This window comes from Nocardia abscessus (assembly GCF_015477775.1).
Classification (GTDB): domain Bacteria; phylum Actinomycetota; class Actinomycetes; order Mycobacteriales; family Mycobacteriaceae; genus Nocardia; species Nocardia abscessus_A.
In genome coordinates, this window is the sequence record NZ_JADLQO010000004.1 from 154112 (window position 1) to 180762 (window position 26651).

The following is a 26651-nucleotide window of genomic DNA, read 5'->3' on the forward strand; positions in this document are numbered from 1 at the left end:
TTCCGTGGCATCCCGTCCGCGCGGTATGTGTCGGCGCCGTCATGGGCGAACGCGGACACCGGGACAACGGTTTGCGCCCAGCCGGGTTCCGCCGTCAGAAACGAAATGACCGTGAGTACAACAGAAACAATCACTTCCGACGCCGACTTACCGGAGCCGTCGGACTCCCCCGGCGCACGCCGGACCACCGCGCGCAACAGCCTGTACGCGCTGGCCATGCGATTGCACTTCTACGCGGGAGTGTTCGTCGGGCCGTTCGTCCTCATCGCCGCCGTCACCGGCGCGCTCTACGCGATCTCGCCGACGCTGGAGTCGATCGCGTCGCGCGATCTGCTGACGGTCACGCAGACCGGAACTCCGAAGCCGCTGGCGGAGCAGGTCGGCGCGGCCGTCGCCACCCGGCCGGATCTCCACCTGGTCGCCGTCGCCCCGGCCGCGGGCGCCGAAGACACCACCCGTGTGCTGTTCAGCGACCCGTCGCTGGGCGAATCCGAGCGGCGGGCAGTGTTCGTGAACCCGTATACCGCGCAGCCGGTGGGCGATTCCGTCGTCTACGGCAGCTCGGGTGCGTTGCCGATGCGCACCTGGATCGATCGGTTGCACCGGGACCTGCACCTGGGCGAGCCGGGCAGGCTCTACAGCGAGCTGGCCGCGTCCTGGCTGTGGATCGTCGCGCTGGCCGGTCTGGTCATCTGGGTACGCCGGGTACGCAGCCGACGGGCCCGCAACGGTTGGGGCTGGCTGTTCGCGGCCGATCGGTCGCAGCGCGCGCGAGGCCGCACTCTGAATTGGCACGGTTCGGTCGGCATGTGGGTGCTTCCCCTGGTGCTGCTGCTGTCGGCGACCGGTATGACCTGGTCGACCTACGCGGGTGAGAACATCACCGAACTGCGCGAGAAATTGAGCTGGACCACTCCGGCGGTCAGCACCGCACTGCCGGGAGCCACTGCGCTCGACCATGATTCGGGCTCCGACCACCATGGCGGCGGCCACGCCGAGCACGCGCCGGCCGACCCGGCCGAGCGGATCGCCCAGCTCGATCGGGTGTATGCCACCGCACGCGCCGAAGGCCTCACCCAGGCCACGGAGATCGCCGTCCCGGCCGCGCCGGGCAAGGCGTTCGCGGTGAAAGAACGCCGGATGCCGGGCACCTACACCGTCGACGCGGTCGCCGTCGACGGTGCCGGCGGCGCCGTCACCGATCGTCTGGCGTACGCGGACTGGCCGCTGATGGCCAAGCTCACCAACTGGGGCATCCAGTTCCACATGGGCCTGATGTTCGGGCTGCTCAATCAGTTGTTGCTGCTCGCGGCGATGATCGGACTGATCACCGTGGTCGTGCGCGGCTACCTGATGTGGTGGCGCAGGCGGCCGACCCGGGATGCGGGCCGGTTCGCCCTTGGCCGCGCTCCGCGGCGCGGCGCCCTGCGCAAGACCTCGCTGTGGCTGGTCGTACCGCTGGCGGCCGTCGCGCTGGTGGTCGGCTGGTTCGTCCCGCTGGTCGGGGTGAGCCTGCTCGTCTTCCTCGCGATCGACGTGCTGATCGGCCTCGCCGGACGGATGCGCGCCACCGCTTAACCACATACCGCGGGCTCGAGCCCGTTACTCACACGACCTACCGAACGTCATTGGTATGGCCGTCGCTTCGCCATGCCTTCGAAACCGAGGATTTCCCATGCAGATCACGAAACTAGCCCTGGCCGCCGCGTTCACCACGGCAGCGGTGAGCATCGCCGCGGGCACGAGTTCCGCCGCTCCCGAGGGCGCTGCGGTGGACAGCACGTCCGTCGAGACCACGTCTACCGAGACCCCGTCTACCGAGACCGCTACCACCGAGGCTGTCGGCTTCACGGCCCACGCCACCGAGACCGCCAGCATCATCACCACCGATTCCGGCTCGCTGGTGGTCGAGGACCAGGTGCTGAAGGTTAAGGCCGCCGACGGCACCGTCGTCGCGGGCGCGCCGTTGACCTTCCGGGTCGACGAGTTCGAATTCCCCATCGTCGCGGAGATCTCCGAGCGCACCGCGACGCTGACCCCGCAGTTCGACATGGCGCACGCGGCCTACAAGCCGGTCGCCCTGCCGTTCGAGGACAAGGCGCCGTGGAAGACCGAGTACGACCGTGAACAGGCCGCCTGGTCGCGCATGACCAGCACCATCTCCATGGGCGCCACCATCGGCACCCTGGTCGGCGGCATCGGCGGCGCCTCGGTCGGCTGCATCCTCGGTGGCATCGCCGGGGCGACCGTCGCCGCCGCCACCATCGTCGGCATGTTCGGCCCGTTCATCCCGGCCGCCGCCGTCGGCTGCCTCGGCGGCATCGTCGCCGTCGGCGCCCTCGGCACGGTCGCGGGCCAGATCCTCGTGACGGCCCCGGTCGCCATCGGCGCGGCGATCATGTACATCTCCACGATCAACGCGCCAATGCCCGGCAAACCCCTCAACTAACTCCTGTCGGGCGAGTGGCACATCACCGAGAGGTCTACTCGCGGTTCGCCGCAGTGATGTGCCACTCGCCGGGTGGTGCGGGAGGTGTTAGATGTCGGTTTCTATGGCGAGGTCGGTGAGCAGGGTGCGGACGTGTTGTTCGATCTGGTCGCGGACGGTGCGCACTGTGTCCGCGTCTTGTCCGGCGGGGTCGTCGAGTTTCCAGTCGAGGTAGCGTTTTCCGGGGTAGTAGGGGCAGGCGTCGCCGCAGCCCATGGTGATGACGACGTCGGACGCTTCGACGGCCTCTGGGGTGAGGATCTTCGGTCTCTGGTCGGTGATGTCGATGCCGATCTCGTGCATGACGTCGGCGACGACGGGGTTGATCCGGTCGGCGGGGGCCGAGCCTGCCGAGCGGACTTCGACTCGGTCGTGCGCGAGGTGAGTGAGCAAGGCGGCGGCCATCTGGGAACGTCCGGCGTTATGGACGCACACGAACAGCACACTGGGTTTGGAAGGCATTGCGGCACAGGGCCTTTCAGTCGGTGTCGGCGGAGTCGCGGGGGATGACGGCGTTGTCGGCGGCGACCGCCGTGGTGGCCGGGTAGAGGACAGTGATGAGCGCCAGGCCCACGAGCCCGCCGACGATCTGGGCCGCGATGTATGCGGGCGTTGAGGTGGGGGCGATTCCGGCGAAAGTGTCGGAGAAGACGCGGCCGACGGTGACGGCGGGGTTGGCGAAAGAGGTGGAGCTGGTGAACCAGTAGGCCGCTCCGATGTAGGCGGCGACCGCCGCTGCCGAGAGTGCGGCGCGTCCGGATCGTGCGAGGGCGAAGACGACCGCGACGAGTCCGGCGGTGGCGACGACTTCCGCGACGAGGTGTCCGCTGGTGATGCGGTGATGCGTCGAGATCTGCCATGCGGGGTGATCGAACATGACGTTCGCCAGGACCGCCCCCGCGCTGCCGCCCGCGGTCTGGGCCGCGATGTACCCGGCAAGGTCTCTGCCGCGCAGGCCGGTGCGGTGGCGTCGCCCCAGGAGCCAGTCCGCGGCGGAGACGACCGGGTTGAAGTGGGCGCCGGAGATCGGCCCGAAAACCAGGATCAGCACCGCGAGTCCGAGCACGGTCGCGGTGGAGTTCTCCAGCAATTGCACGCCGGTGTCGTTCGGCGACAGTTGCTCGGCGGCGATGCCGGAACCGACCACCACGGTGACCAGGAGCGCGGTGCCGAGGAATTCGGCGAGCAGCCGCCGCGTCAGGTCGGTCATCGCGCCAGCGCCTCGGGGGCGGCGATGTCCAGCAGGCGGGACAATTGCCGTAGCGCGGCGGGCTCGATGCGGTAGTACACCCACGACCCGCGCCGCTCACTGCTGAGCAATCCGGCTTCCCGCAGCACTTTCAAGTGGTGGGAGATGGTGGGCTGACTCACGTCGAACCCGGCGGACAGGTCGCAGACGCAGGCTTCTCGTCCGGCATGACTGGCCACGATGGACAGCAGCCGCAATCGCACGGGGTCCGAGAGGGCCTTGAAGACGCCGGCCAGTTCCATGGCGGCATCGGTGGTCAGCGGTTGGCGGACCAAGGGCGTGACCTCACACGATGGTGAGGTCACGCCGATCAGCGGTAATTCCGGTTTCGACACGCATCGATATTGATAGGTATCGAATCCATGGGCAAGCGAACACCTGGTGAACTCGCTGCCGCGGTGGTGGGTCAGTTGCAGCAAGTCGCCCCGGAGGCGACTGCTTCCTTCTTCGCCGCGGCGCCGCAGCAAGCGCCTTCGGCGTCGGCCTCCTCGGCGGTGCCGCAGCAGGCCTGGACGGCCTCGGCGTCGGAGGGCGCAGCCGCGCCGCCGATTTCGGGTGCGACGCCGAAAGTGTCACTGTCGGCCAGGACGGTGTAGACCTCCCAGCGTTCGGCGTCCGGTGCCGTGACCCAGACCTTGTCCTGCGTGGCGAAGCAACAGGTCGTGGCGATCTGCTCCTCGGTGAACAGTCCCGCCGCGGACAGGCGGGCGATCTCGCCGTGCACCTGGTCGGAGGTCTCGACCTCGACGCCGAGGTGGTTGACGCTGCCGCCGTGGCCCGGGTTCTCGATGAGCACGAGTTTCACGGGCGGCTCGGCGATGGCGAAGTTGGCGTAGCCGGGTTTGCGCTTGGCGGGCTCGGCGTTGAACAGGGTCGAATAGAACCGCACGGCCTGGTCGATGTCGTCGACGTTGAGGGCGAGCTGGATGCGGGACATGACTACCTCCACTTGTGTGACATATATCGAAGAACTGGTTCGATGCCGAGTCTGCCACCTTTTCGACATATGTCAATCCCGCGGGTAGTGTCGATCGCATGCCCAAGACGCTGCCCGTGATCGATATGTCCGCTCCCGTGTGCTGCCCGCCGGTCGCGGCCGGGCCGGTCGGCGACGACGCCGCGCTGGAAGTGGCGCTGCGGTTGAAGGCGATCGCCGACCCGGTGCGGGTGAAGCTGCTGTCACTGCTGTTGGCCAGCGCTCCCGGCGAGGAGAACGGCGGCGACCTCGCCGCGGCGGTGGGACTGTCGGAATCGACGGTCAGTCATCATCTCGGCCAGCTGCGCAAAGCGGGACTGGTCGAGTCCGAACGTCGTGGCATGAACACCTTTCACCGCGCACGCCGCGATGCCCTGGCCGCGTTGTGCGTAGTGCTCGACCCCAACTGCTGCCGCTGAACAACCGGGCCTCGACCGCACCAGGCGCCCCCAGAGGGTGTCACCGTGGCCGGAAACGGCGCCACTCCTCGCACATGTTGCGGCATGTGCGAGGAGTAACTCGATTGCTCGATTTCGTACAGGACGCCTACTTCGGGAGTGCGGTGATGCATTCGTACATGTGGCCGTCGAAGGAATACATGGGAGCCACGCTCCAGAGCATCCGGGTGGCGTCGAGGCTGGGGGTGTACATTTCGCCGCCGTCGGTGTTGTAGTAGCCGAACGAGGTCCCGGGGAAATTCTTGCCCGACGAGTTCAGCGAACTGGACATCGCCGCTACGAACGCGGAGAACCGCGCCGAGTCACTGGATTCACGGTCGGCCAGCGCGGCGGCGCTCTGCGCCCACCCGTCGTATTGCTCCCTCAGCGAGCCGGAAGGCGCCGGTGTTCCGGATGGGAACGCGATCGCCTCGTAGACGCGGGGCCGGTCGCTGAACCCCGACATCGTCCAATAGATCGAGGACGCGTCGCCGCGATCGGCGCTGTTGTCATCCGACACGTGGCAGATGCCGTACATGTGGACGTCCAGATTCAAGCCGAGGCGGCTCAACCAGCCGGGAAGCGCGCCCTCGAAGTGGCTGAGGCAGGTCTGGTCCTCACCCCCGTTCTCCTCTGCCTCGGTGGCAGCCATCATGCAGGCGAGGCGATAGGCGTCGTAGGCGTCGTCCCGGCCTCCGTTCGTGGCCGGTATGCGCTTCTTCAGCGCCTCGGGATTGCGCATCTCGCTGCGGCTGGGCCTTTCGAAGATCTCGACTCGCTTCATTCCGGTAACCCTCCTTCGCTCGATGGTCGGATTTGTGTTCGCCATCAACCCTGACCACGGTCGGGGCGGTCGGCCTCGCACGTTTCGGGTGGTCCTCGGGAACGGCGCGACGTATTGCAAGGAATTGCTCTGGGGCGCGAAGGAGAAATACCGGTCTCGATCAGGGGTCCGTGGCGGTATGCCGTGTGACGAGGAGAGACACCAGGAGATCGAGAAGGGACAGCTCGTCGGCGGCGGCTACGTTCTCGATGATCGAATCGAGAATCGGAGCGGCGTAGAGGCGGCCGCTGTCGGGCCCGGCCGCGGTTCGGGCGCTGGCGATCAGTTCGTAGAGCACTGTTGCGAGCACATAGGCGCGCTGCTCACTGGGGTGCTGCTGCCGGCGGGCCGCATCGCTCATGGCTGCGTCGACAGCGGCGATCACGTCGGCGAGAACGGCTATCTCGGCTTCGGCGCGGTCGTCGTAGGTCATGGGGTCGCCCACCGACGGCGCCCCCGCGCGCCCACGCGGCCCCGAACGACCGCGACGACGATCCGTCGGGAAGACCGTGACGAGTCACGCGGCGGCGACACCTGGATGTTCTGCACTGGCAGGCCCCTCGCGGTCGTCGGTCGACCGGGAACCGGGGCGGGAACGCCACCTTCACGATGCGTCGTGCACGATTCGGATGTCCCGTCACACAGGGGTTCGGTTGTGCGACAGGGTTTCCCGGTTCCGGGTACGAATTACAGAGTGCCGGTGCAAAATGCCTGGTGGAAGGTAACGCACACGCAGACTCGAGCAATCGGCAGCAATGACCGTCCGGCAGGGCAAGGGGGCACCGTGGCAGAAGTGACGATGTGGACCGGCGCGGATGTGAAGACGCTTCGGGACGCGTGCCGGTTGACCCAGAGCGAGCTCGCGGAGCTGCTGCGTTGTGCGCAACGGACGGTGAGCTTTTGGGAAAGCCGACCGTACCGCCGGGTGAGTATCAGCCATCAAGCGCGGCTGGACAGGGTTCTGAAAGATGCGGACCATGGGGCGCACGAGCGTTTCCGGACGTTGATTGGAGACCCAGACGTGAACCGGCGAGACTTCATCGCCGCCACCAGCGCGGTCATCGGCACGGCGACAATGAGCAAGAGTGGTTCTCCTACCGTCACGCCGGACGCGATCGGGCATCTGCGAAACACCGTGCACTCCGCACAGCTGCTGGACGATCAACTCGGTTCCGACGCCGCCCGGCCGATCATCGAAGCTCAAGCACACACGTGCGCGGCGCTGCTGCGCGACTGCCCGGCCGGTTTGCGGCCCGCACTGCAATCGTTGACCGGAGAGGCCACGGCCAGCAGCGCATGGTCCGCGTGGGACCAGGGCGACCTGGTGCGGGCGGAACAACTGTTCCGCACCGCCTACCAGCACGCGGAAGAATCCGGCGATATCGACATCGCGACCGGAATCCTCTGCCACCGAGCGCAATTGGCGGTTCAGATGCGTGCGTTCCCGAAAGCTGCCACGATCGCGGACCGAATGTTGCGACTGCCCGTCCAGGACGGTCGAGTCGACGACTTCAGAAAGCTGTGCGCGGCGCAGGCGTTCGCCTCCGATGGACGCAGGTCCGATGCGTGGCGCCAGCTGCTCCAGGTAACCGACGAGTTCACCGAGCAGACGACGCCGGACGAGTCCTACTGCTACTACCAGAGTGCGTGGACGACCGGCGCCATGACGGCCCGCTGCCTGGAAACGGGAGGCGAGCTGGACGTGGCGGCCGACACGATCGACGCGGTGCTGGGGCTCATTCCGTCCCATGCGACTCGCGACCGGGCTTTGTGGAATCTCAACCTCGCACAGCTGGCCATCGCGCGTGATATCGACCGGGCGTGCGCGGCCGCCGAGCATGCGCTGGAGCTGGCCGCGCGGAACACCTCGCCTCGGCTGCGACAGGCATACGCGCAGACCAGGAAGAAGTTCGAGCCGTGGGCTACGGCGCGACCGGTCCGGGATCTGGACGCCTACGCGGCGACCGTATTGGCGTAGAAGTCCTCCGCCTGTTTGTCCCCGGACGACCCGGGTATGCGATGAATGTCCCGAGTCGCCCCCAAGGGAGCGCTTGTCAACCGAAAGACGCCCGTCCGCGCGATCGGTGCGGGTGGGCGAGGAAAGGGGTAGCAAGTGAGCACAATGGCCGCCACGGTGGACGTCGACGTTCCGGTTCGCACCGCCTACAACCAGTGGACGCAGTTCGAGTCGTTTCCGCAGTTCATGGAGGGTGTCGAAGTGGTGAACCAGCTCGACGACCGGCACACGCACTGGCGTGTCCATGTCGGCCCGTCGACGCGGGAGTTCGACGCGACGATCACCGAACAGCATCCCGACGAACGGGTCGCCTGGAAGTCCGACAGCGGGCCCAAGCACGCGGGAGTCGTCACCTTCCATCGCCTCGACGACACCCACACCAGGGTGACCGCGCAGATGGATGTCGACCCCGAAGGGTTCGTGGAGAACGTCGCCGACAAGCTCGGCGTCTTGAAGCACCGGGTGAGCGGTGACCTGGAGCGCTTCAAGCACTTCGTCGAAAAACGAGGGCACGAAACGGGCGCTTGGCGCGGCGACATTCCGCGTCCGGGCGCCGGAGACACCGCCACGGAGCGCGGCGGGGCTCCCCGCCCCGGCGAAACCGGAAGCATGCCCGGCGGAACTCCCCGCCCGGGTGCCGGCGGAACCGGCATGCCAGGCGAAGGCGGAACCGGCGCATGGCCCGGCGGAACCACCCGCCCCTGACGCCCGAGCCGCGCGACTACCAGCGCCCCCTGGGATTCCCAGGGGGCGCTGCCCGTGTCAGGCGGAGTCGGATTCCTCGTCGGTACGATCCGCGGGCTGCGGTTGCGGCGGCACCTGGACCGGACGCAGCAGCGCCCAGGCCACGAAGGCGACGGCCACCACGCCCATGCCGAGCCCGGCCCAGAGGTTCACGTTGACGCCGCCGGTCTTGGCCTGCTCGGCCGCGGTGTCGTGCACCAGTCCGGTGACGACGAGCACGATCGCGTAGCAGCCGAGCAACGCGCCGACGATGGTGCGGATATCGAAAAGCATTGCGGCGGCTCCCTATCCGACGACGAGGTTGAGAACGAGTACGAGCACGAACGCGATGCCCGCCAGCAGGACGGGACGCTGGTACCAGGGCAGCGTGGCCGCCTCGGGGTCGGTGCGCACTTCCTTCGGCGTCTCCGAATACACCAGCCCGACCAGTTCCGCCGCAGGTTTCGGCTCGGTCACCTGGGTGACCGCGACGCTGACCACGATGTCGACCACGAACGCCACACCGGCGGCGACGAAACTCGCTCCCTGGCCGGACAGTTCGAACACTTTCATCTCGTGCAGGATGAAAACGACGATCGCCGAACCGGTTCCGCAGACCAAGCCCATCCAGCCCGCGGTGGGCGTCATCCGTTTCCAGAACATGCCGAGGATGAACGTGGCGAACAGCGGGGCGTTGAAGAAGCTGAACAGGGTTTGCAGGTAGTCCATCATGTTGCTGAATCCGGAGGCGATGAACGCGGTGAAGATCGCGGCCACGGTCGCCCCAACCGTGGCCAGCCTGCCCACGCCGAGGTAGTAGCCGTCCGGGCGGTCGCGCCGCACGTACTGCTGCCACAGGTCGTAGCTGAACACCGTGTTGAACGCGGAGATGTTGGCGGCCATGCCCGCCATGAACGCCGCGAGCAGACCGGCCAGGCCGACTCCGAGCAGGCCGTTGGGCAGCACGTCCTTCATCAGGTACAGCAACGCCTGGTTGTAGGTGGTGTCGCTCTCGAAGTCCGGATTCGCGGTGACCGCCGCCTTGTACTCCGCCATCTGCGGCACCAGCACGGCGCTGATCATGCCGGGGATCACCACGATCAGCGGGATGAACATCTTCGGGTAGGCACCGATGATCGGGGTGCGCCGCGCCGCCGCGATGGAGTGCGTCGCCATCGCGCGCTGCACTTCGACGAAGTTGGTGGTCCAGTACCCGAACGAGAGCACGAACCCGAGCCCGAACACGATGCCCAGGATCGAGAGGAAGTCGTTGCCGAACCCGCTGAGCGCGTTGCCCGGCCAGGACTCCAGCTGCTCCGGACCGCCGGGCGACGCGCCGACCTTCTCCCGCAGGCCGTCCCAGCCTCCGATCTTGTGCAGGCCGACCAGGGTGAGCGGCAGCAGCGCGGCCACGATGACGAAGAACTGGAGCACCTCGTTGTAGATCGCGGCCGAGAGGCCGCCGAGGGTGATGTAGGACAGCACGATCACGGCGGCCACGATCACCGCCACCCACAGCGGCCAGCCCAGCAGCACGTTCAGAACGGAGCCGAGCAGGTACAGGTTGACCCCGGCGATGAGGACCTGGGCGACGGCGAAGCTCAGCGCGTTCACCAGGTGGGCGCCGGTGCCGAAGCGGCGGCGCATGAACTCCGGCACGCTGCGCACCTTCGAGCCGTAGTAGAACGGCATCATCACCACGCCGAGGAACAGCATGGCGGGCACCGCGCCGATCCAGAAGTAGTGGAAGGTCGGAAACCCGTACTCCGCGCCGTTGGCGGACATGCCCATGATCTCCACCGCGCCGAGGTTCGCGGAGATGAACGCCAGACCGGTCACCCAGGCAGGCAGCGAGCGTCCGGACAGGAAGAAATCGATGCTGGAGGACACGCGCTGCCTGGCCAGCAGACCGATGCCGATGACGAACACGAAATACAGTGCCACCAGGGCGTAATCGACCGGCTGCGCGTCCAGCCGCAGGGTCTCGGCGGCTAGCGGGGGCGAGGCGGCCAGGGGGGACACGATCGGCACGGCGGCGAGAACGGATGGATCGGCGAGCGGCACAGCGTTCCTCCTGGCGGTGAAACCGGGGCGGCGAGCGAGATCGTGCGTCGTGCTGGTTCTGCCCGGCGCGCGCGACCTCCTCGTCGCCCGCCGAATGGTGTCGGCTGACGTTTACTCTGCGTGATCATGCCGTACCGGCGTGGCACATTCGCCCACAAATTCTGGACGGTCGCTCAGCCGATCCGGTGCGCTCCGGCGGCGGGAACGACGACGAACGTGCGCGGCTCGGCGAAACCCGCCCGTGCGAAGCGCCGCCGCACCGACTCCACCACGCTCGCGGTGCGTTCGTGATCGACGAGCGCGATGACGCTGCCGCCGAATCCGCCGCCGACCATCCGCGCGCCGTGCGCCCCCGCCGCCAGCGCGGCGTCGACCGCGGCGTCCAAAGCCGGGGTGGACACCTCGAAGTCATCCCGCAGCGAGACGTGCCCCGCGGTCAGTACGGGGCCGATCCCGCGGGGGTCGACGCCCGCGCGCAATTTTTCGGCAACTGCGAGCACCCTGGCGTTCTCGGCCACCACGTGCCTGGCGCGGCGGCGCAGCACGCCGTCGGCGATCCGGTCTGCATCCGCGGGGGACGTCACCTCGCGCAAGGTGGCGACGCCGAGCGCCCCGGCCGCCGCCGCACATTGCTCGCGACGCTCGGCGTAGCGGCCGTCGACCAGCTCGTGCGGCTGCCCGGTATCGATCACCAGCAGTTCGAGTCCGAACGCGCCGAGATCGAAGGGGATCTGCTCGTGCCCGGTGCCGCGCGGCGCGGTGGCGTCGGCGGCGAATGCCCGCACGTCCAGCAGCAGCGCGTGCCCGGCCGTGCACAGCATGGCGGCCGACTGGTCGAGCAGGCCGGTCGGAGCGCCGACGTAGTCGTTCTCGGCGGCGCGGGCCACGTCGATCAGCGCGCGGTCGGTCAGTTCGGGGGCGAACAGATCACGCAGCGCGACGGCCACCGCGCACGACAGCGCCGCCGAGGACGACAGCCCCGCACCGATCGGCACCGCGCCGTCGAGGTCGAGTTCCACGCCGGGAATCCGGTGCCCGCGCCGGGCGAACTCGGCGACCACGCCCAGCGGATAGCGCGCCCACCCGGGCACCCGCGCCCGCTGCCCCACGAGGTCGGAGACCGCGACGAGCACCGGCTCGCCGGGCCGTTGCCGCGAGCCGACCCGCAGCCGCCCGTCCGTGCGCTGCGCCGCCGTGCACCGCATCACCAGCGGCAACGCGATCGGCAGCACGTAGCCGTCGTTGTAGTCGGTGTGCTCACCGATGATGTTGACCCGCCCCGGCGCCACCCATGTCCGCACGCTCGTTCCTCGCTGTTCTCGTCGGGTGGTGCCAGGGTACGAGACACGCCGCACGAGCTTTGTTTTCGACGCCCTCGGGTGCGCGATCGCGGTTCGTGACGCACAGTCGATTTCGACGCAAGACCGGCCTGCAAAATCTGGTGGCCGCGTCGGATCGGGAGGGCATCATGATGCACGACACCTCACGCGGCGACCTGCGCGCGCGGTCTCGCCCGGATCGGCTGCGGCCGCCGCTGGATCGCCCCCTCCCGGCGCCGCTGACCATCGAGATCGGCGCGGCGACCGGAACGGGACCGACCGCCATGTCGGCATTCGACGCGGCGCTGCGCGACCTCGGCGTGGGTGAGGCCAACCTGATCCGGTTGTCGTCGGTCATTCCGCCGCGCGCCACCGTCGAACGCATCGGCCGGGTGCGCAAGCCGATCCCCTGGGGCGACCGGCTCTACTGCGTGTACGCCGTGCGGCACGCCTACGGGCGCGGCTCGACCGCCGCGGCGGGCATCGGCTGGGCGCTGCGCGACGACGACTCCGGCGCCGGACTTTTCGTCGAGCACGAGGCCGAGACCAGCGAGGAAGTCGTCGCTCTGATCCGGGCCAGCCTGGCGGACATGACCCGACACCGCGGCGGCGGCTTCGGCCCGGTCCAGCTGTGCACCGTGGACGCCACCTCCGACGGCGACCCGGCCTGCGCGCTGGTCCTCGCGGCCTACCACACGATTCCGTGGGGCCCGCGATGAGCGATATCTCCGTGACCGTCGAGGGAGCGATTCCGGAGGAACGGATCGCGGTGTTCCATCGCCTCTACGAGGAGGCGTTCGGCCCGCTGCGCGCGAAGGCCATCGCGCGACAGGTGCTGCATCCCGAGGAATTCCGCGAGGAGATGGTGGACCCCCGCGTGCAGAAGTACGTCGCGCACGCCGACGGCGAGCCGATCGGCGTGACCACGCTGACCAGGCATCTGGAGACCGTGCCGTGGATCAGCCCGGACTACTTCGCGGCGCGCTATCCCGAACACGCGGCGCGTGACGCGATCTACTATGCGGGTTTCACCCTTGTTGCGCCAAGTGCCCGCGAAGGGGCGGCGTTCCATGCCATGATCAAATCAGTTGTCCATGTTTTGGTTGCCGAACGCGCGGCGGTCGGTTGGGACATCTGCTCGTACAACAACACTCGGTTCTCGTTCGCCGACAACATTCGGGCAGTGCTCGACGAACAGGCGAACGTCGAAGTCGCGGTGGAGGATTCCCAGATCTACTACGCGGCCCGGTTCACCGGGGACGGAGCGACCAAGGGGGGCTGATGACACCCAGTGAACAGCCACAGGCGAGCTGTCGGCCGAGTCTCGGATCAGGCTGGCACGCGGTGCTTCTGGGGGGAAGCGGGGCCGCGATCGCGGTTCACCTGGCGCTGGACTCCCAACTGGTGGCGTTCGTGACGATGGTGGTCATCGTGGGCGAGACCCTCGCCATGATCGCCGTCGGCCTGCACACGCACCGGCCCGCGCACCCGCTGCCGTGGTATCTGCTGTCCGGCTCGGCGGTGCTGTTCGCCGTCGGCACCACGCTGCGTGACATCGGCGACCACGCGGTCCACCCGCTCGACGACGCGTTCACCCTCCTCGGTTATCTCGGCGTCGGGCTCGCCGCACTGTTCTGGTTGTGGCCGCGCCAAGTGCACGGCGACTACGACCTGCTGCTGGATTCCGCCCTCATCGGGCTCGGCGCGCTGCTCGCCTCCTGGACCTTCCTCATCTCACCGATCCTCCAGTCAACCGACGCCGGGCTGGACGTGCTCGTCGCCGCGACCTACCCCGTGCTCGACGCGCTGCTGCTCACGTTGGTCGCACACTCGATGGCCACCTCCACTCGTGCGGAGACCTCGCTCTGGCTGCTGCACGCCGGACTGATCGCGGTGCTGCTCGGCGACCTCGGCTACAGCCTGGAGACCGCGGGCGCGACCGCCTTCGGACGCGAGGTACTGTTGGCTCCCCTGCTCGCGGCCTACGCCACCGTGGGCGTGGCGGCGCTGCACCCGACCATGGCCGCACTCGGCACGCCGCGGCGCATCCACCCGCACCACTCCCGGCAGCGCGCCAGCCTCATCGCGATCGCGTTGATCGTGGCCTCGCTGGTGCCGGTGGTGGGGTCCAGCCTGCACCCGCTCGACCGCGTGGTGGTGTCGTCGCTGTTCGCGCTGCTGCTGATCGGCATGCTGGTGCGCAGCGAGCGCGCGATCGTGCGCAGCGCCCGCAGCGAGCGGCGCGCGCAGTACCAAGCCGACCACGACATGCTCACCGGACTGCTGAATCGGTCCGCGCTGTTGCGCGCCCTGCGCCAGCGTGGCAGGCAGTGGACCGAGCAACCGATCTGCTTGCTGTTCATCGACCTCGACGGCTTCAAGCGGGTCAACGACAGTTACGGACACGCCGTCGGCGACGAGCTGATCGCCACCGCGGCGGCCCGGATCCGGCGCGTGGTACGCCCCGAGGACGTGGTGAGCCGCTACGGCGGCGACGAATTCGTCGTGCTCGCCGCGCTGGCCCGGCCGGAGGCCGCCGTGCTGGCCGAACGGCTGCTCGGCGCGTTCGTCCGGCCGTTCGGGCTGAGCGCGGGCGAGATCCCGATCACCGCGAGCGTCGGCGTCGCGTGCGTCGGTCCGCGCAGCTCGGACCCCGACATGCACAGCCTGCTCCGGGACGCGGACGCGGCCATGTATCACGCGAAGCACGACGCGCTCGGCTACGCGTTCCACGACGACGTGCGCCGCCCGCCCGCCGACACCGAGCGCCGGATCTGGCGTACGGCCACCCGATCCGCCAGTCCCGCGGTGTGACTCAGTCGCTCAGCTCGTCCAGCAGGCGCTTGGCCTCCTCGAGCTCGGCCTGTAACTGCTGCACCTTGGCCTCCTGCACTCCGCGCAGCGCGTCCAGGACCCCCGCGACCACCTCGGCGACCTCGGGATGCAGGATCTTCGCCGCCTGCGCCACCGCGGAACCGGCCACCGGCAGGCCGCGCAGGGTGCGCTTCTTGCCGCTGACCACGTCGACCGACCACTCGCCGTCGGCGGTGCCGGTGAGCGTCACGGTGACCTCGGGCGCCGCCTTGGTCTTGCGGGCAGCGGGGGCCTTCGCGGGCTTGGGCGCCGCCGGGGCCTGCTTGCCCGCACTCTCGGCTCGGCTCGCTTCCCCGGTGGCCTCCACCGGCTTCGGGGCGGCAGCCGCCGTGGGGGCGCTCGCCTGAGCGGGCTGCGGCGCGGTGCTCGTCGCGGTCGACGGCTGGGTCACAGGGGATTCCTTCCTGGTTGACGACTTCGGCTGGGCAGTGGCGCCCGCCGCCCCTCGCGGCGGCTTGGTCAAGGTCACCTCGGTGGGAGAGAAGGACAGTACATCCTTCGATCCGGTCGGCCGGACCTGCAGGAAGTCACCGTCGGCAGGGTCGCCGAGGGCGATCACCTTGCCCGAGCGCCCCTCCGGAACGCCCACCGCGGCCGAGGTGAACCACACCATAGGCGGGCGGCCACCGGCTATGTCCGTGGCGATCTGTCGAATCTCGCTGTCCGACAATGGTTGCGGCTTGGTTCGTGGCGACGGCATGGTGACTCCGAGCGATTTCGTGGTTGGCTGCGTGCACAGATGATGCCCCACGCCGCCGACAGATTCGCGGGCCACCGTCGAATCGGGTCGGCGCAGAGGGCGATCCGAGCAATCAGCGAATTTCTGGCAACAGCCGCGGCGGCCCCGGTCAGCTCGTTGCCGACGGCGCACGCAGCGCGGGGAACCAGATGTCGGTGAGCACCTCGACGGCTTGGTCCACCGAGACGTCGATGGTGCCCTGCATCGCCCATCGGGTGAAGAACCGTTCCAGTTGCGCGACAAGCAATTCCACGCGCAACCGCGCCTCGTCGCGCCGCTCGGCAGGCCACCCGGCGAGATAGGCGGTCATCGCGTTGGGCAGGGCGAGAATGCCGTTGCGAGCGATCTCGCGGAACTCCGGCTCCAGCGCCGTCGCCTCGTCCCACGCGGGCAGCAGGTCCTTGTACTCGTGGAACCACTCGATCGCGCGGGTCATCCAGCCGGCGAACTCGGCGCGCGAACCGGTCTCCAGCACCCGGTCGAGGTCCTGATAGAAGTGCAGCGCGGTGGGCGCGGTGCCCTGCTCGGCGATCGCGCGCAGCAACTCCAGTTTCCCCGCGAAGTGCAGGTAGAAGGTGGCGCGGCTACAACCGACCGCCGCGGCGATGTCGTCCACCCGCACCGCCGCGTAGCCGCGGGTGGCGAACAGCTGTTTGGCAGCCTCCAGCAGGCGGGACCTGGTCTGCTGCTTCTGCTCCTCCCGCAGGTTCGCGTTCGCGTTCGTACGCATGGTGAACAGGTACCTCGTATCCGTAAAAGGTGGGCTGACGTGCGGCTGCCGCCGCCCGAGTCTACGCGCGGAGGGCCTGAATAGACAGTGCGTCACTCACTAGACATGATGTCTACCCAGTGTTATTTTGTTGCCTACGTCACTCCGGTGCGCAACCCGCATCGGACGTTCGGCCGTCATCGGCGACGGCCTCCAGCACGAGGACAGTGAATGACGTCAACCGCACTCCCCCGGGTCTGCGTGATCGGCGCGGGTCCCTCCGGGATCACCGCAGCCAAACGCTTGAACGACCACGGCATCCCCTTCGACTGCTACGAGGCGTCCGACGAAGTCGGCGGCAATTGGTACTTCAAGAACCCCAACGGCATGTCGGCCTGCTACCAGAGCCTGCACATCGACACGTCCAAGTTCCGCTTGGCGTTCGAGGACTTCCCGGCGCCCGATGAGTGGCCGGACTTCCCCCACCATTCCCAGCTGTTCCAGTATTTCCGGGACTACGTCGACCATTTCGGCATCCGCGACCGGATCGTGTTCGACACCGTGGTGACCGCGGCCGAGCGTGGGGCGGACGGTCGCTGGCTGATCACCACGAGCGAAGGGCGCACCAGAGACTACGACGCGCTCGTCGTCTGCAACGGACATCACTGGGACCCCCGAATCCCGGACTATCCGGGTGATTTCGACGGCACGCTGCTGCACAGCCACGCCTACAACGACCCCTTCGACCCCGTCGACATGCGGGGCAAACGCGTTGTGGTGGTCGGCATGGGCAATTCCGGCCTGGACATCGCCTCCGAGCTGTCGCAGCGTTTTCTCGCGGCGAAGCTCTACGTTTCCGCCCGGCGCGGGGTCTGGGTGCTGCCGAAGTACGTCAACGGCAAGGTCGGCGACAAGCGCTCGATGCCACGGTGGATGCCGCCGAAGCTGGGCCTGAAGCTCAAGCAGCGCTTCGTGCGCAAGTTCCGCGGCAACATGGAGGACTACGGCCTGCCCAAGCCCGACCACCTGCCGTTCGAGGCGCATCCGTCGGCCAGCGAGGAGTTCCTGCACCGCGCGGGCTGCGGCGACGTCACGTTCAAGCCCGCGATCACCGCACTGGAGGGGTCGCGGGTGCGCTTCGCCGACGGCAGCACCGAAGAGGTGGACGTGATCGTCTGCGCCACCGGATACCGCATCTCCTTCCCGTTCTTCTCCGATCCCGAACTGCTGCCCGACAGCGACAATCGCTTCCCGCTGTTCAAGCAGATGATCAAGCCCGGCATCGACAATCTGTTCTTCCTCGGCCTGGCCCAGCCGCTGCCCACGCTGGTGAACTTCGCCGAGCAGCAGAGCAAGCTGGTCGCCGCCTACCTGACCGGTCGCTACCACCCGCCGTCGGCGGAGGAGATGCGGGCGGCCATCCGGACCGCGGAATCGGCCAGGACGGGGCGCTACTACGACTCGCCCCGGCACACCATCCAGATCGAATTCGAACCGTATGTGCGGGACATGCAGCGGGAGCTGGCACGCGGCGCGAAACGTGCCGCCGCCGCGGGGAACGCCCTGCCGGTTCCGGCTCGGACGCTCGAACACGTGTGAGGCCGGGATGACCACTACGACAGGAACCGCGACGTCGGGATTCTGCGCCGAGCGATTCGCGCGGGTCCGCACGGAATTGGAGACCCGGCTCGCCTCCGGCGAGGAGCTGGGCGCGTCGATCTGCGTCATGGTCGACGGCGAACCGGTCGTCGACCTCTGGGGCGGCTACCGCGATCTCGAGCGCACCGCACCGTGGACCGAGGACACCTTGGTCAACGTCTTCTCGATCACCAAGACCATGACCGCGCTCAGCGCTCTGCTGCTGGTCGAGCGCGGCGAACTGGACGTGCACGCGAAGGTGGCCAGGTACTGGCCGGAGTTCGCGGCGAACGGCAAGGGCGACATCGAGATCCGTCATCTGCTCGCGCACACTTCCGGCGTCTCGGGCTGGCAGCCGCCGATCGAGCTCGCCGACATCTACGACGCGGAAGCGTCCGCCGCCCGCCTGGCGAGCCAGCCGCCCTGGTGGGAGCCGGGCACCGCGTCGGGGTATAACGCCCTCGCCTACGGACACCTGATCGGCGCGGTGATTCGCCGCGTCACCGGACGCTCGCTGGGCGAGTTCTTCGCCGAGGAACTCGCGGGGCCGCTGGGCGCGGACTTCCACATCGGCACCGCGCCCGAGCACCACGGGCGGATCGCCACCTTGGTCCCGCCCGCCATGCCGGAATTCGACATGGCCGCGCTCGACCAGGACAGCGTGCTGGTCAAGACGCTCACCAGCCCGCTGCTCGACATCGCCGAGACGGCGAGCGCGGGATGGCGGCAGGCCGAGATCGGCGCGGTGAACGGCCACGGCAACGCTCGCTCGGTGGCGCGGGTGCAGTCACTGGTGTCCTGCGGCGGCGAACTCGCCGGACGGCGGCTGCTGTCGGAGGAGACGATCGAGCTGATCTTCCAGCAGCAGTCCGACGGCGTGGATCTCGCGCTGCTGATGCCGCTGCGGTTCGGCATCGGCTACGGCCTGCCCGAGCGCCGGACCGCCCCGGAGGTGCCCGACGGCCGGGTGTGCTGGTGGGCCGGATACGGCGGCGCGATGGTGGTCAACGACCTCGAACACCGCACCACGTTCGCCTACGCGATGAACCGGATGGCTCCTGGCCTGATCGGCTCGGACCGCGCCGACGCCTACCTGCGCGCGACGTTCGCGGCGATACGCGGATGATGCGGGCACTGCAGCTCACCGAGCCCGGTGTGCTGGAACTGCGCGAGGTACCGATCCCGGAGATCGGTCCCACCGACCTGCTGCTGCGCGTGGGCGCGGCGGGCATCTGCCATTCGGACCTGCACGTGCTGCACATCCCCTTCCGGATGCGCGAGGAGCCGTTGACCCTCGGCCACGAGATCGCGGGCACCGTCGAGGCCGTCGGCGACGGAGTGGACGGCCGCCGGGCCGGCGAGCGCGGCATCGTGTACCTGTGCTGGTCGTGCGGCGTCTGCCGGGAGTGCGTCGGCGGCAACGAGAACGTCTGCCGCGCCGCGGGCCGCACCGCGATGCCGCCGTGCCCCGGCCTCGGGCCGGATGGCGGCATGGCGGACTACATCCGCGTCCCCGCGAGTTCGTTCGTGCCGATCGGCGACCTCGATTTCGGCCAGGCCGCGCCGCTGGCCGACGCCGCGCTGTCGAGCTATCACGCCATCCGCGGCGCTCGCGAGCAGCTCGGACCCGGGTCGGTGGCGGTGGTCGTCGGGATCGGCGGCCTCGGCCACGTCGCGGTGCAGATCCTCGCCGCGACCACCGCGGCGCGAGTGCTGGCCGTGGACGTGAGCGCCGACAAACTCGACCTCGCCGCGCGGTGCGGTGCGGCGGAGGGACTCCTCGCGAGCGACGACACCGCGCGCGAGATCCTCGACCGCACCGCAGGCCGCGGCGCGGACGCGGTGTTCGATTTCGTCGGCGTCGACACGACCGCACGGCTCGCGGTGGAGTCGGTGGCGCCCAACGGGGCGTACCGGATGATCGGCCTCGGCGGCGGCGCGCCGGAGATCACCGCGGCGCCGGCGGGCGGCACAGGCTGGCCGTGGGGCGCTTCGGTCCGAAAGTCCTACGGCGGCACCAAATCCGACTTGATCGACGCCGTGGCACTGGCCGCGTCGGGCAAGCTACGGGTCGAGGTGGAGCGCTACCCGCTGACCGAGGGCCGCGACGCCCTCGACCGGCTGGAACGCGGCCTGGTCACCGGCCGAGCGGTCCTGGTGCCCGAGCCGTGACGAATCAACCCAGTGCAGTGACGAGGAAGTACCCGATATGACGAAACCCATCGACCCGCAGGCGTTCGTGGCACAGGCCGCGAGCCGGCTCACCGGACCCGGCGGTCGATTCGAGATGGTGGTCGAGGACGTGCTCGGCGCACCGATGCCGGTGGTGCGCCACCGCAAGTCCTCACTGCGCGAAGTGCTCCTCGCCGCGGCGGCGCACGGCGATCGGGACTACCTGGTCACCGCGGACCGCAGGTTCTCGTTCACCGAGCACGCCGCCGCGGTCGCGGCGCTGGCCACGGCCCTGCGCGACCGATACGGCATCGAAAAGGGCGACCGCGTCGGCATTCTGGCGGCGAACACACCCGAGTGGGTGCTCACCTTCTGGGCGGCCCAGGCGCTCGGCGCGATCGCGGTGGGCTACAACGCGTGGTGGGCGCCGCGCGAGATCGCCTACGGCGTCGAGCACACCAGCCCCTCGGTGCTCGTGGTCGACGCGAAGCGCGCCGCGCTGGTGGCGGAGCTCGACATCCGGATCCCGGTGCTCACCATGGAGCACGACGTACCCGCACTCGTCGCCGAATACCGGACCGACACTCTGCCGGACACCCGGATCGACGAGGACGACCCGGCGGTGATCTTGTACACCAGCGGCACCAGCGGGCGACCCAAAGGCGCGGTGCATTCGCACCGAAACCTGGTCGCGGTCACCGACTATCACGTCTTCAACGACGCGCTGGCGGCGGCGCTCACCGGGGCGCAGGAGCTGCCCAGCGGGCGGCGCTTCCTGGTCACCTCGCCGCTGTTCCACATCGCCAGCCTGCACAATCTGGTGGTTCCCCGGCTGGTCACCGGCGACGCGGCGGTGATCCACCAGGGGTCGTTCGACGCCGACCGGGTGCTGCGGCTGATCGAGTCCGAACGGATCACCAACTGGGGCGCCATGCCGACCATGGCCACCAGGATGCTCGAACTCGACCTGTCCGGCTACGACCTCTCCTCGCTGGCCGCCTTCTCGCTGAACTCGGCGCCGTCCTCGGCCGCGCTGCAACAGAAACTGCGCGATCAGATCCCCGTCGCCCGCAACGCGCTGGTGACCAGCTACGGACTGACCGAATGCAGCACCGCCGCGACGCTGGCGAGCCCGGCCGAGCTGGCGGCGTTCCCGGACACCGTGGGACGACCGGTCGTCGGGGTCGCGCTGGAGATCCGCGACAGCGCGGGCGGCGCGGTCCCCGACGGCGCCGAAGGCGAGATCTGGGTGCGCAGCCCCTACGTGATGCTGGGGTACTGGCAGGACGAGGCGGCGACCGCCGCGGCGATCACGCCGGACCGCTGGCTGCGCACCGGCGATATCGGGGTCCTGGAGGACGGCAGGCTGCGTCTGTCCGGGCGCCGGTCGGATCTCATCCTGCGCGGCGGGGAGAACGTCTATCCCACGGAGATCGAGCAGTGCCTCGAAGAGCATCCGGCGGTGCGCGAATGCGCGGTGGTCGGCGTGCCCGACGCCGACCTCGGCCAGCAGGTCGCCGCCTTGGTCGTGGTCGACGACACCACGGCGATCACCGAAGACGAGCTGCGCGCGTTCGCCGCGCAACGGCTCGCCTACTACAAAGTGCCCGCCCGCTGGCGCCTGGCCACCACCGCACTCCCGCGCAATGCGACCGGCAAGGTCGTGCGCACCGATCTCGAGGTGTAGATCCATGTACGACACCATCATCGCCAACGGCCGCTGGTTCGACGGCACCGGCGCCCCCTCGGCGATCAGGCACCTCGGCATTCACGACGGGCGGATCGCGACCGTCTCGGCCGACCCGATCGAGGACCCGGCCTGTCCGAACATCGTGGACGCCACCGGAAAATGGGTGATGCCGGGCATGCTCGACATCCACACCCACTACGACGTGGAAGTGTTGCAGCATCCCGCGCTGACCGAATCGGTGCGCCACGGCATCACCACGGTGCTGCTGGGCTCGTGCTCGCTGTCGACCGTCCACGTCGACGCCTCCGACGCGGGCGACCTGTTCGCGCGGGTCGAGGCGATTCCGCGCAAGCACGTCGTCGGGGCGGTCGAGCAGCACAAGACCTGGCGCTCGGCGCACGAGTACGCGGCCGCGCTGGAACGACTGCCGTTGGGTCCGAACGTCGCCGCGTTCATCGGGCATTCGGATATCCGTGCTGCCCAGCTGGGGTTGGAGCGCGCGACCCGCAAGGACGTCCGGCCCGACGCCGCCGAACTGGCCGGGATGGAGGCGAAGCTGACCGAGGCGCTGGACGCCGGGTTCGTCGGGATGTCCTCACAGCAGCTGATGTTCGACAAACTCGACGGCGAAGTGTGCCGCTCGCGCACCCTGCCCTCCACCTACGCGACCACCCGGGAGCGGCGCAGACTCAACGCCGTTCTGCGACGGCGCGGCGGGGCGTTGCAGGGCGGACCCGACGTGTCCCGGCCGCACAGCCTGGTCACCATGGCGGCGAGCAGCCTGGGCCTGTTGCGCAGGCCGCTGAAGGTCAGTCTGCTCTCGGCCGCCGACATCAAGGCCATTCCCGGCGTGGTGCACCTGTTTCCGCTGATCGCGCGGGTGCTGAACGCGCTGGGGGGCAACTTCCGCTGGCAGCACCTTCCGGTGCCCTTCGAGGTCTACGCCGACGGCATCGACCTGGTGGTGTTCGAGGAATTCGGTTCCGGCGCCGAAGCGTTGCACCTGGCCGACCAAGTGGACCGACGACGGGAACTGCTGCGCGACGAAGACTATCGACGCCGTTTCCGCGCGGACTACGACAAGAAATTCGGCCCGAGGGTGTGGCACCGCGACTTCTTCGACGCGCGGATCGTCGAATGCCCCGACCCTGCGGTGATCGGCAAGTCCTTCGGCCAGGTGGGCTCCGAGCGCGGCGGCTCGCATCCGGTGGACGCCTTCCTCGACCTCGTGGTGGAGCACGGCAACAAGGTCCGCTGGCGCACGACGATTTCCAACCATCGACCGGAAGTGCTCGATCGGCTCGCCGCCGACCCCGGTGTGCAGCTGGGCTTCTCCGACGCGGGGGCGCATCTGCGCAACATGGCGTTCTACAACTTCGGGCTGCGTTTCCTGCGCCGAGTGCGCGACGCCGCCGAAGCGGGTCGGCCGTTCCTGTCCGTGGAGCGGGCGGTGCACCGGCTCACCGGCGAACTCGCGGACTGGTACGGCCTGGACGCCGGGCACCTGCGGGTGGGCGACCGGGCCGACGTCGTCATCCTCGATCCGGACCGCCTGGACGATTCGCTCGACGCCTACCGCGAGTCCCCGATCGCCCCGTTCGACAACCTGTCGCGCATGGTGAATCGCAACGATGACACGGTCACCGCGGTGTTCGTCGGCGGCGTGCCGGTCTTCGGCGACGGCGCTCCCGCTGCGGTCCTCGGCACCCGCCGGACCGGCCGGTTCCTCCGCGCGTCGACCGCCATCCGGTGACCGGAGTGCCCCTGCTCGGCCGTACCCGCCACGTAGAATCGCGAAGATGCGGCGGCTCGTCCGCCCGCAGTCCGTAGGGAGTCGGCGTGGACGTTTTCGAACATCGGGGCAGGGCCGTCGTCTTCGACCGCACCGGCAGCGGGTCGCCGGTCGTCCTCCTGCACAACGCGGGCACGCAACGGCGGATCTGGGACGACCAAGTCGCAGTCCTGCGGGACGAGCACGAGGTCTTCGCGCTCGATCTCCCCGGCTACGGTCGGTCCGACCAGCCCGCCACGGGCTACCGCCTCATCGACTACGTCGACATGCTGACGGAGTTCCTGGACGCCCACCGCCTCACCGACGTGGTGCTGATCGGCAACTGCCTCGGCAGCGCCACCTCGCTGCGCTACGCCATGGGTCATCCGGAGCGGGTGCGCGCGCTCGTGCTGATCAATCCGCTCACCTCCGACACCGTCCGCTCGGGCCGGTCGGCGGGCTTGGCCTGGCTCGACGCGCGACTGCCGCTGGCGCTGCCGGCGCGCCGGATCAGCTTGCCGAGCCCGATCGTCTCACTGATTCTCGGCAATCAGCTCGGTCCCCGCGGCCGAGCTCAGCACAACCAGCACGAGCCGCGCGTGCGGGCGCACTGGACCGATCGGGGCAGGCTGCATGCCCTGCACGGCCTGGTGCAGGATTTCCCGTCCTATCGCGCGTTGGACACGTTCGATCCGCCTGCCGGCTTCCCGCCGATCTGCACGATCTGGGGACGGCGCAATCGCATCCTCTCGGCGAAGGCGGGCGGGCGGCTCAACCGCAAGCTGCGCCCGCACACCGCGGTGGAACTACCCGACTGCGGTCATCTTCTGATGGTGGAGGCACCCGACCAGGTCACTTCGACCATCACCGGCTTTCTCGCCGCGATCGAAGCGCCCACCCCGAAGCGGGCCGACGGCCGCTGAGTACCGCTCACAGTGGAGCGGCGGTCGGGCAGAGTTCCGGGAAGCTGGCGGAGCGCACTCCGCAGCCGGTGCATTCGAACGCCATGCCCATGTCGAGCATCCAGTGGATGCGGGTATGGCAGGTCTCGCACAGGAAATCCACACCGGCCGGGTGGCAGCAGGACCGTTTACGGATGAACCATTCCGCGCGATGTCGACACGGCACGGAGTCGAAGCGGAACGTGCACCTCGGCGCAGCGGGCAACGCGGCGACGACGGCCTCGAAAGCCGTTGTGGCCGTACGGGTGTTCACAGCAGATACCTTCCGGCGAAGCAGGGGCGGGAGGCGGGAGCGTGCGCCACGGCGCCTCTCCTCCTGGATCGATCTCCCTCGAATTGCTGTTACCCGGATGAGGCGGCCTTCACACGGCGGCGGACCGGCTTGTTTGGTCACGAATCGCGCGGGAATCCGAATCGTGACGACATCAAGGGAAGGGGTTCTGTCATGTTATTGCGCCGACTCGCCCGGCCGCTGCTGGCCACCGCGTTCGTCGTAGACGGGGTCGATACGCTGCGGCGCCCGGACGAGCGGGTCAAAGCGGCGAACGCACTGCTCGAACGGGGGCAGCGGCAGCTCCCCGAAGAGATAGCCACAAAGTTGCCATCCAATCCGACGACCGTCGTGCAGGTCAACGCGCTCGCTCAGGTGAGCGGCGGCGTCCTGCTGGCACTGGGCAAGGCGCCGCGATTGGCCGCGCTGGTGCTCGCCGCGACCGTGGTGCCCGCGGCCGTCACCGAGCAGGATTTCTGGAACGAGCAGGATCCGGCGCGGAAGTCGGCGAAGCGGACCGCGTTCCTCAAGGACCTCGGACTGCTGGGCGGGCTGATGATCGCCGCGGCCGATACCGAGGGCAAGCCGTCGCTGGGCTGGCGCGGCCGCCGAGCCGCGCGTGACGCCGCTGCCGCGGTCACCGCCGCGCTGCCGTTCGGCGCGGCCTCGGACACCACGACCGGCGCGGCACTGCGCAAGCACGCGCAGGAGGCCGCGGAACGGGCGCGAGCGCTGGGCGCGGTCGCCGCGAGCAAGGGTGCGGAACTGGCCGAAACGGCGCAGCGGCACGGGCCGGAGTGGGCGGAAGCGGCCAAGGAACACGGCAGCGACCTGGCGGAGACCGCCAAGGTGCACGGGTCGGAGTGGGCCGAGGTAGCCAAAGATCGCGGCACCGACTGGGCCGAGTTCGCCAAAGAGCACGGCGCGGAATGGGCCGAGATCGCCAAGGAGCGGGGGGCCGAATGGGCGGAGATCGCCAAGGAACGGGGTGTTCGTCTCGCTGATCTTGCCAAGCAGCGCGGAGGCGAATGGGCCGAGATCGCCAAAGAACGCAGCGCCGAATGGGCGGAGATCGCCAAGGAGCGTGGACCGGAGATCGCCGATGCGGCGCGGGAACGCAGCGCGCACACAGCGCAGCTGGCCCGCGAACGGAGTGCGCAGAAAGCTCAGGCAGCCCGCGAGGCAATCGAGTCGCGTCGCCACTGACGCTTCGCACAGGCAGGCGTCGGCCTCGGCCCGGCGGTGAAATACGCGTTCGGCGGCCCCACTCGGGCCGCCGAACGCGTTTGCCGCGGCCGCGCCGGTCAGGCAGTCTCGTCGTAGCCGGGCGAGAGGTCCACGAGGGCGGCATCGAGCGAGGCGACCCGATGGAACCGGTCGGCCAGGCCGGTGATCTCGATGGCCCGGTCCACCGGCCGCACCGTGGTGATCAGCACGATCCGGTGGCGTGAGCGCGCCGCTTCGGTCTGCGCCTCGACCAAGACGCTGAGCCCCGCCGCGGCGAGGAAAGTGACCGGTGAGAGGTCGAGGACGAGCGTGGCCGCGCGGCGGAGGAAGGCGCACGCCAGCTCGGCACGGAACCGGGGCGCGGTCGCGGCATCGATTTCACCCGCGACCATCAGCATGGTGACGTCGTGGCGCGGGCGGCACACCGAAAAGCGAAGCGGGTCAGTCCGTTCGGTGTGTCGGGACATGCGCTCACTCCTGGCCGGAAGCTGGCACTGCACAG

Annotated in this window: 27 protein-coding genes and 1 pseudogene; 15 read left to right on the top strand and 13 right to left on the bottom strand. The window is 69.0% G+C overall.

The annotated features are described in order from the left end of the window. Positions 1 to 105: 105 nt before the first annotated feature. Positions 106 to 1578, top strand: coding sequence for a PepSY-associated TM helix domain-containing protein (locus IU450_RS13665; RefSeq protein ID WP_228834536.1), 1473 nt, complete (start codon positions 106 to 108; stop codon positions 1576 to 1578). 97 nt (positions 1579 to 1675) lie between these two features. Then, positions 1676 to 2449, top strand: coding sequence for a hypothetical protein (locus IU450_RS13670; protein WP_195150181.1), 774 nt, complete (start codon positions 1676 to 1678; stop codon positions 2447 to 2449). An 87-nt stretch (positions 2450 to 2536) separates the two neighbouring features. On the opposite strand, the gene IU450_RS13675 is transcribed toward IU450_RS13670, so the two are convergent. From IU450_RS13675 to IU450_RS13690, 4 genes are all read right to left on the bottom strand, one after another. Further along, a complete protein-coding gene (locus tag IU450_RS13675; RefSeq protein WP_195150182.1) occupies positions 2537 to 2950 on the bottom strand; it encodes an arsenate reductase ArsC in 414 nt (137 codons plus the stop codon). A 16-nt stretch (positions 2951 to 2966) separates the two neighbouring features. Next, positions 2967 to 3698 carry an aquaporin gene (locus IU450_RS13680; RefSeq protein ID WP_195150183.1) on the bottom strand — a complete coding sequence of 244 codons (732 nt, stop codon included), beginning with the start codon at positions 3696 to 3698 and terminating at the stop codon, positions 2967 to 2969. Further along, positions 3695 to 4072: a metalloregulator ArsR/SmtB family transcription factor gene (locus tag IU450_RS13685; protein WP_324197661.1), complete on the bottom strand. Its 378-nt coding sequence runs from the start codon at positions 4070 to 4072 to the stop codon at positions 3695 to 3697. The genes IU450_RS13680 and IU450_RS13685 overlap by 4 nt, the downstream gene beginning before the upstream one ends. Before the next feature lie 71 nt (positions 4073 to 4143). Next, entirely contained in the window at positions 4144 to 4674 is a 531-nt protein-coding gene (locus IU450_RS13690) for an ArsI/CadI family heavy metal resistance metalloenzyme (protein WP_195150184.1), read from the bottom strand. 98 nt (positions 4675 to 4772) lie between these two features. Here IU450_RS13690 and IU450_RS13695 point away from each other — a divergent pair, with 98 nt between their 5' ends. Then, entirely contained in the window at positions 4773 to 5132 is a 360-nt protein-coding gene (locus IU450_RS13695) for an Rv2640c family ArsR-like transcriptional regulator (RefSeq protein WP_195150185.1), read from the top strand. Between the two features lie 127 nt (positions 5133 to 5259). On the opposite strand, the gene IU450_RS13700 is transcribed toward IU450_RS13695, so the two are convergent. Both IU450_RS13700 and IU450_RS13705 read right to left on the bottom strand, forming a co-directional pair. Then, positions 5260 to 5934, bottom strand: a complete 675-nt coding sequence (locus tag IU450_RS13700) for a hypothetical protein (RefSeq protein ID WP_195150186.1) — start codon at positions 5932 to 5934, stop codon at positions 5260 to 5262. A 160-nt stretch (positions 5935 to 6094) separates the two neighbouring features. Continuing rightward, positions 6095 to 6406 carry a hypothetical protein gene (locus tag IU450_RS13705; protein WP_195150187.1) on the bottom strand — a complete coding sequence of 104 codons (312 nt, stop codon included), beginning with the start codon at positions 6404 to 6406 and terminating at the stop codon, positions 6095 to 6097. A 588-nt stretch (positions 6407 to 6994) separates the two neighbouring features. Here IU450_RS13705 and IU450_RS13710 point away from each other — a divergent pair. Together IU450_RS13710 and IU450_RS13715 are read left to right on the top strand one after the other, a co-directional pair. Then, positions 6995 to 7951, top strand: coding sequence for a hypothetical protein (locus IU450_RS13710; protein WP_195150188.1), 957 nt, complete (start codon positions 6995 to 6997; stop codon positions 7949 to 7951). A 144-nt stretch (positions 7952 to 8095) separates the two neighbouring features. Beyond that, positions 8096 to 8545 (top strand): annotated as a pseudogene (locus IU450_RS13715) (SRPBCC family protein); the annotation flags it as partial. 207 nt (positions 8546 to 8752) lie between these two features. Here the strand turns inward: IU450_RS13715 and IU450_RS13720 are convergent. The 3 genes from IU450_RS13720 to galK all read right to left on the bottom strand — a co-directional run bounded on the left by IU450_RS13720 (position 8753) and on the right by galK (position 12078). Beyond that, the gene (locus tag IU450_RS13720; protein ID WP_195150189.1) at positions 8753 to 9007 is read right to left on the bottom strand and encodes a hypothetical protein; all 255 of its coding nucleotides are present in this window, start codon (positions 9005 to 9007) and stop codon (positions 8753 to 8755) included. Between the two features lie 12 nt (positions 9008 to 9019). Then, positions 9020 to 10726, bottom strand: a complete 1707-nt coding sequence (locus IU450_RS13725; protein ID WP_195150445.1) for a sodium:solute symporter family protein — start codon at positions 10724 to 10726, stop codon at positions 9020 to 9022. A 224-nt stretch (positions 10727 to 10950) separates the two neighbouring features. Next, positions 10951 to 12078 carry a galactokinase gene (gene galK, locus IU450_RS13730; protein ID WP_195150190.1) on the bottom strand — a complete coding sequence of 376 codons (1128 nt, stop codon included), beginning with the start codon at positions 12076 to 12078 and terminating at the stop codon, positions 10951 to 10953. A gap of 95 nt (positions 12079 to 12173) precedes the next feature. On the opposite strand from galK, the gene IU450_RS13735 reads away from it, so the two are divergent. The 3 genes from IU450_RS13735 (at position 12174) to IU450_RS13745 (ending at position 14910) form a co-directional block, all read left to right on the top strand. Next, positions 12174 to 12815, top strand: coding sequence for a pyruvoyl-dependent arginine decarboxylase (locus IU450_RS13735; protein ID WP_324197662.1), 642 nt, complete (start codon positions 12174 to 12176; stop codon positions 12813 to 12815). Further along, entirely contained in the window at positions 12812 to 13378 is a 567-nt protein-coding gene (locus tag IU450_RS13740) for a hypothetical protein (protein WP_195150191.1), read from the top strand. Before IU450_RS13735 ends, IU450_RS13740 begins: the two co-directional genes overlap by 4 nt. 62 nt (positions 13379 to 13440) lie before the next feature. Next, positions 13441 to 14910, top strand: coding sequence for a GGDEF domain-containing protein (locus tag IU450_RS13745; protein WP_324197663.1), 1470 nt, complete (start codon positions 13441 to 13443; stop codon positions 14908 to 14910). 1 nt (position 14911) lies between these two features. Here the strand turns inward: IU450_RS13745 and IU450_RS13750 are convergent, their stop codons facing one another. Then, positions 14912 to 15670: a DUF6319 family protein gene (locus tag IU450_RS13750; RefSeq protein WP_195150193.1), complete on the bottom strand. Its 759-nt coding sequence runs from the start codon at positions 15668 to 15670 to the stop codon at positions 14912 to 14914. 148 nt (positions 15671 to 15818) lie between these two features. Next, on the bottom strand, positions 15819 to 16439 hold the full coding sequence (locus IU450_RS13755) for a TetR/AcrR family transcriptional regulator (RefSeq protein ID WP_195150194.1): 621 nt from the start codon (positions 16437 to 16439) through the stop codon (positions 15819 to 15821). A gap of 210 nt (positions 16440 to 16649) precedes the next feature. On the opposite strand from IU450_RS13755, the gene IU450_RS13760 reads away from it, so the two are divergent. From IU450_RS13760 to IU450_RS13785, 6 genes are all read left to right on the top strand, one after another. Then, positions 16650 to 18017 carry a flavin-containing monooxygenase gene (locus IU450_RS13760; protein ID WP_195150195.1) on the top strand — a complete coding sequence of 456 codons (1368 nt, stop codon included), beginning with the start codon at positions 16650 to 16652 and terminating at the stop codon, positions 18015 to 18017. A gap of 7 nt (positions 18018 to 18024) precedes the next feature. Next, entirely contained in the window at positions 18025 to 19182 is a 1158-nt protein-coding gene (locus tag IU450_RS13765; protein WP_195150196.1) for a serine hydrolase domain-containing protein, read from the top strand. Next, positions 19182 to 20228 carry an NAD(P)-dependent alcohol dehydrogenase gene (locus tag IU450_RS13770; RefSeq protein ID WP_195150447.1) on the top strand — a complete coding sequence of 349 codons (1047 nt, stop codon included), beginning with the start codon at positions 19182 to 19184 and terminating at the stop codon, positions 20226 to 20228. The genes IU450_RS13765 and IU450_RS13770 overlap by 1 nt, the downstream gene beginning before the upstream one ends. Positions 20229 to 20265: 37 nt before the next feature. Continuing rightward, positions 20266 to 21915 carry a class I adenylate-forming enzyme family protein gene (locus tag IU450_RS13775; RefSeq protein WP_195150197.1) on the top strand — a complete coding sequence of 550 codons (1650 nt, stop codon included), beginning with the start codon at positions 20266 to 20268 and terminating at the stop codon, positions 21913 to 21915. A gap of 4 nt (positions 21916 to 21919) precedes the next feature. After that, positions 21920 to 23671 carry an N-acyl-D-amino-acid deacylase family protein gene (locus tag IU450_RS13780; RefSeq protein WP_195150198.1) on the top strand — a complete coding sequence of 584 codons (1752 nt, stop codon included), beginning with the start codon at positions 21920 to 21922 and terminating at the stop codon, positions 23669 to 23671. A gap of 86 nt (positions 23672 to 23757) precedes the next feature. Continuing rightward, positions 23758 to 24612: an alpha/beta fold hydrolase gene (locus IU450_RS13785; RefSeq protein WP_195150199.1), complete on the top strand. Its 855-nt coding sequence runs from the start codon at positions 23758 to 23760 to the stop codon at positions 24610 to 24612. A gap of 7 nt (positions 24613 to 24619) precedes the next feature. Here the strand turns inward: IU450_RS13785 and IU450_RS13790 are convergent, their stop codons facing one another. Further along, positions 24620 to 24904, bottom strand: a complete 285-nt coding sequence (locus tag IU450_RS13790; RefSeq protein ID WP_157229798.1) for a hypothetical protein — start codon at positions 24902 to 24904, stop codon at positions 24620 to 24622. A 192-nt stretch (positions 24905 to 25096) separates the two neighbouring features. On the opposite strand from IU450_RS13790, the gene IU450_RS13795 reads away from it, so the two are divergent. Continuing rightward, positions 25097 to 26128 carry a DoxX family protein gene (locus IU450_RS13795; protein ID WP_195150200.1) on the top strand — a complete coding sequence of 344 codons (1032 nt, stop codon included), beginning with the start codon at positions 25097 to 25099 and terminating at the stop codon, positions 26126 to 26128. A 98-nt stretch (positions 26129 to 26226) separates the two neighbouring features. Here IU450_RS13795 and IU450_RS13800 read toward each other — a convergent pair whose 3' ends face one another. Then, positions 26227 to 26616, bottom strand: a complete 390-nt coding sequence (locus tag IU450_RS13800; protein WP_195150201.1) for an STAS domain-containing protein — start codon at positions 26614 to 26616, stop codon at positions 26227 to 26229. Positions 26617 to 26651 lie beyond the last annotated feature (35 nt).

What these genes read in the sequence shown, in the direction of transcription:
- IU450_RS13720 (WP_195150189.1), bottom strand. Translation starts at nt 9,007, where the DNA reads ATGCTTTTCGATATCCGCACCATCGTCGGCGCGTTGCTCGGCTGCTAC.
- IU450_RS13690 (WP_195150184.1), bottom strand. Translation starts at nt 4,674, where the DNA reads ATGTCCCGCATCCAGCTCGCCCTCAACGTCGACGACATCGACCAGGCC.
- IU450_RS13750 (WP_195150193.1), bottom strand. Translation starts at nt 15,670, where the DNA reads ATGCCGTCGCCACGAACCAAGCCGCAACCATTGTCGGACAGCGAGATT.
- IU450_RS13695 (WP_195150185.1), top strand. Translation starts at nt 4,773, where the DNA reads ATGCCCAAGACGCTGCCCGTGATCGATATGTCCGCTCCCGTGTGCTGC.
- IU450_RS13670 (WP_195150181.1), top strand. Translation starts at nt 1,676, where the DNA reads ATGCAGATCACGAAACTAGCCCTGGCCGCCGCGTTCACCACGGCAGCG.
- IU450_RS13795 (WP_195150200.1), top strand. Translation starts at nt 25,097, where the DNA reads ATGTTATTGCGCCGACTCGCCCGGCCGCTGCTGGCCACCGCGTTCGTC.
- IU450_RS13740 (WP_195150191.1), top strand. Translation starts at nt 12,812, where the DNA reads ATGAGCGATATCTCCGTGACCGTCGAGGGAGCGATTCCGGAGGAACGG.
- IU450_RS13760 (WP_195150195.1), top strand. Translation starts at nt 16,650, where the DNA reads ATGACGTCAACCGCACTCCCCCGGGTCTGCGTGATCGGCGCGGGTCCC.
- IU450_RS13705 (WP_195150187.1), bottom strand. Translation starts at nt 6,406, where the DNA reads ATGACCTACGACGACCGCGCCGAAGCCGAGATAGCCGTTCTCGCCGAC.
- IU450_RS13755 (WP_195150194.1), bottom strand. Translation starts at nt 16,439, where the DNA reads ATGCGTACGAACGCGAACGCGAACCTGCGGGAGGAGCAGAAGCAGCAG.
- IU450_RS13765 (WP_195150196.1), top strand. Translation starts at nt 18,025, where the DNA reads ATGACCACTACGACAGGAACCGCGACGTCGGGATTCTGCGCCGAGCGA.
- IU450_RS13770 (WP_195150447.1), top strand. Translation starts at nt 19,182, where the DNA reads ATGCGGGCACTGCAGCTCACCGAGCCCGGTGTGCTGGAACTGCGCGAG.
- IU450_RS13800 (WP_195150201.1), bottom strand. Translation starts at nt 26,616, where the DNA reads ATGTCCCGACACACCGAACGGACTGACCCGCTTCGCTTTTCGGTGTGC.
- IU450_RS13680 (WP_195150183.1), bottom strand. Translation starts at nt 3,698, where the DNA reads ATGACCGACCTGACGCGGCGGCTGCTCGCCGAATTCCTCGGCACCGCG.
- IU450_RS13700 (WP_195150186.1), bottom strand. Translation starts at nt 5,934, where the DNA reads ATGAAGCGAGTCGAGATCTTCGAAAGGCCCAGCCGCAGCGAGATGCGC.
- IU450_RS13775 (WP_195150197.1), top strand. Translation starts at nt 20,266, where the DNA reads ATGACGAAACCCATCGACCCGCAGGCGTTCGTGGCACAGGCCGCGAGC.
- IU450_RS13675 (WP_195150182.1), bottom strand. Translation starts at nt 2,950, where the DNA reads ATGCCTTCCAAACCCAGTGTGCTGTTCGTGTGCGTCCATAACGCCGGA.
- IU450_RS13780 (WP_195150198.1), top strand. Translation starts at nt 21,920, where the DNA reads ATGTACGACACCATCATCGCCAACGGCCGCTGGTTCGACGGCACCGGC.
- IU450_RS13665 (WP_228834536.1), top strand. Translation starts at nt 106, where the DNA reads ATGACCGTGAGTACAACAGAAACAATCACTTCCGACGCCGACTTACCG.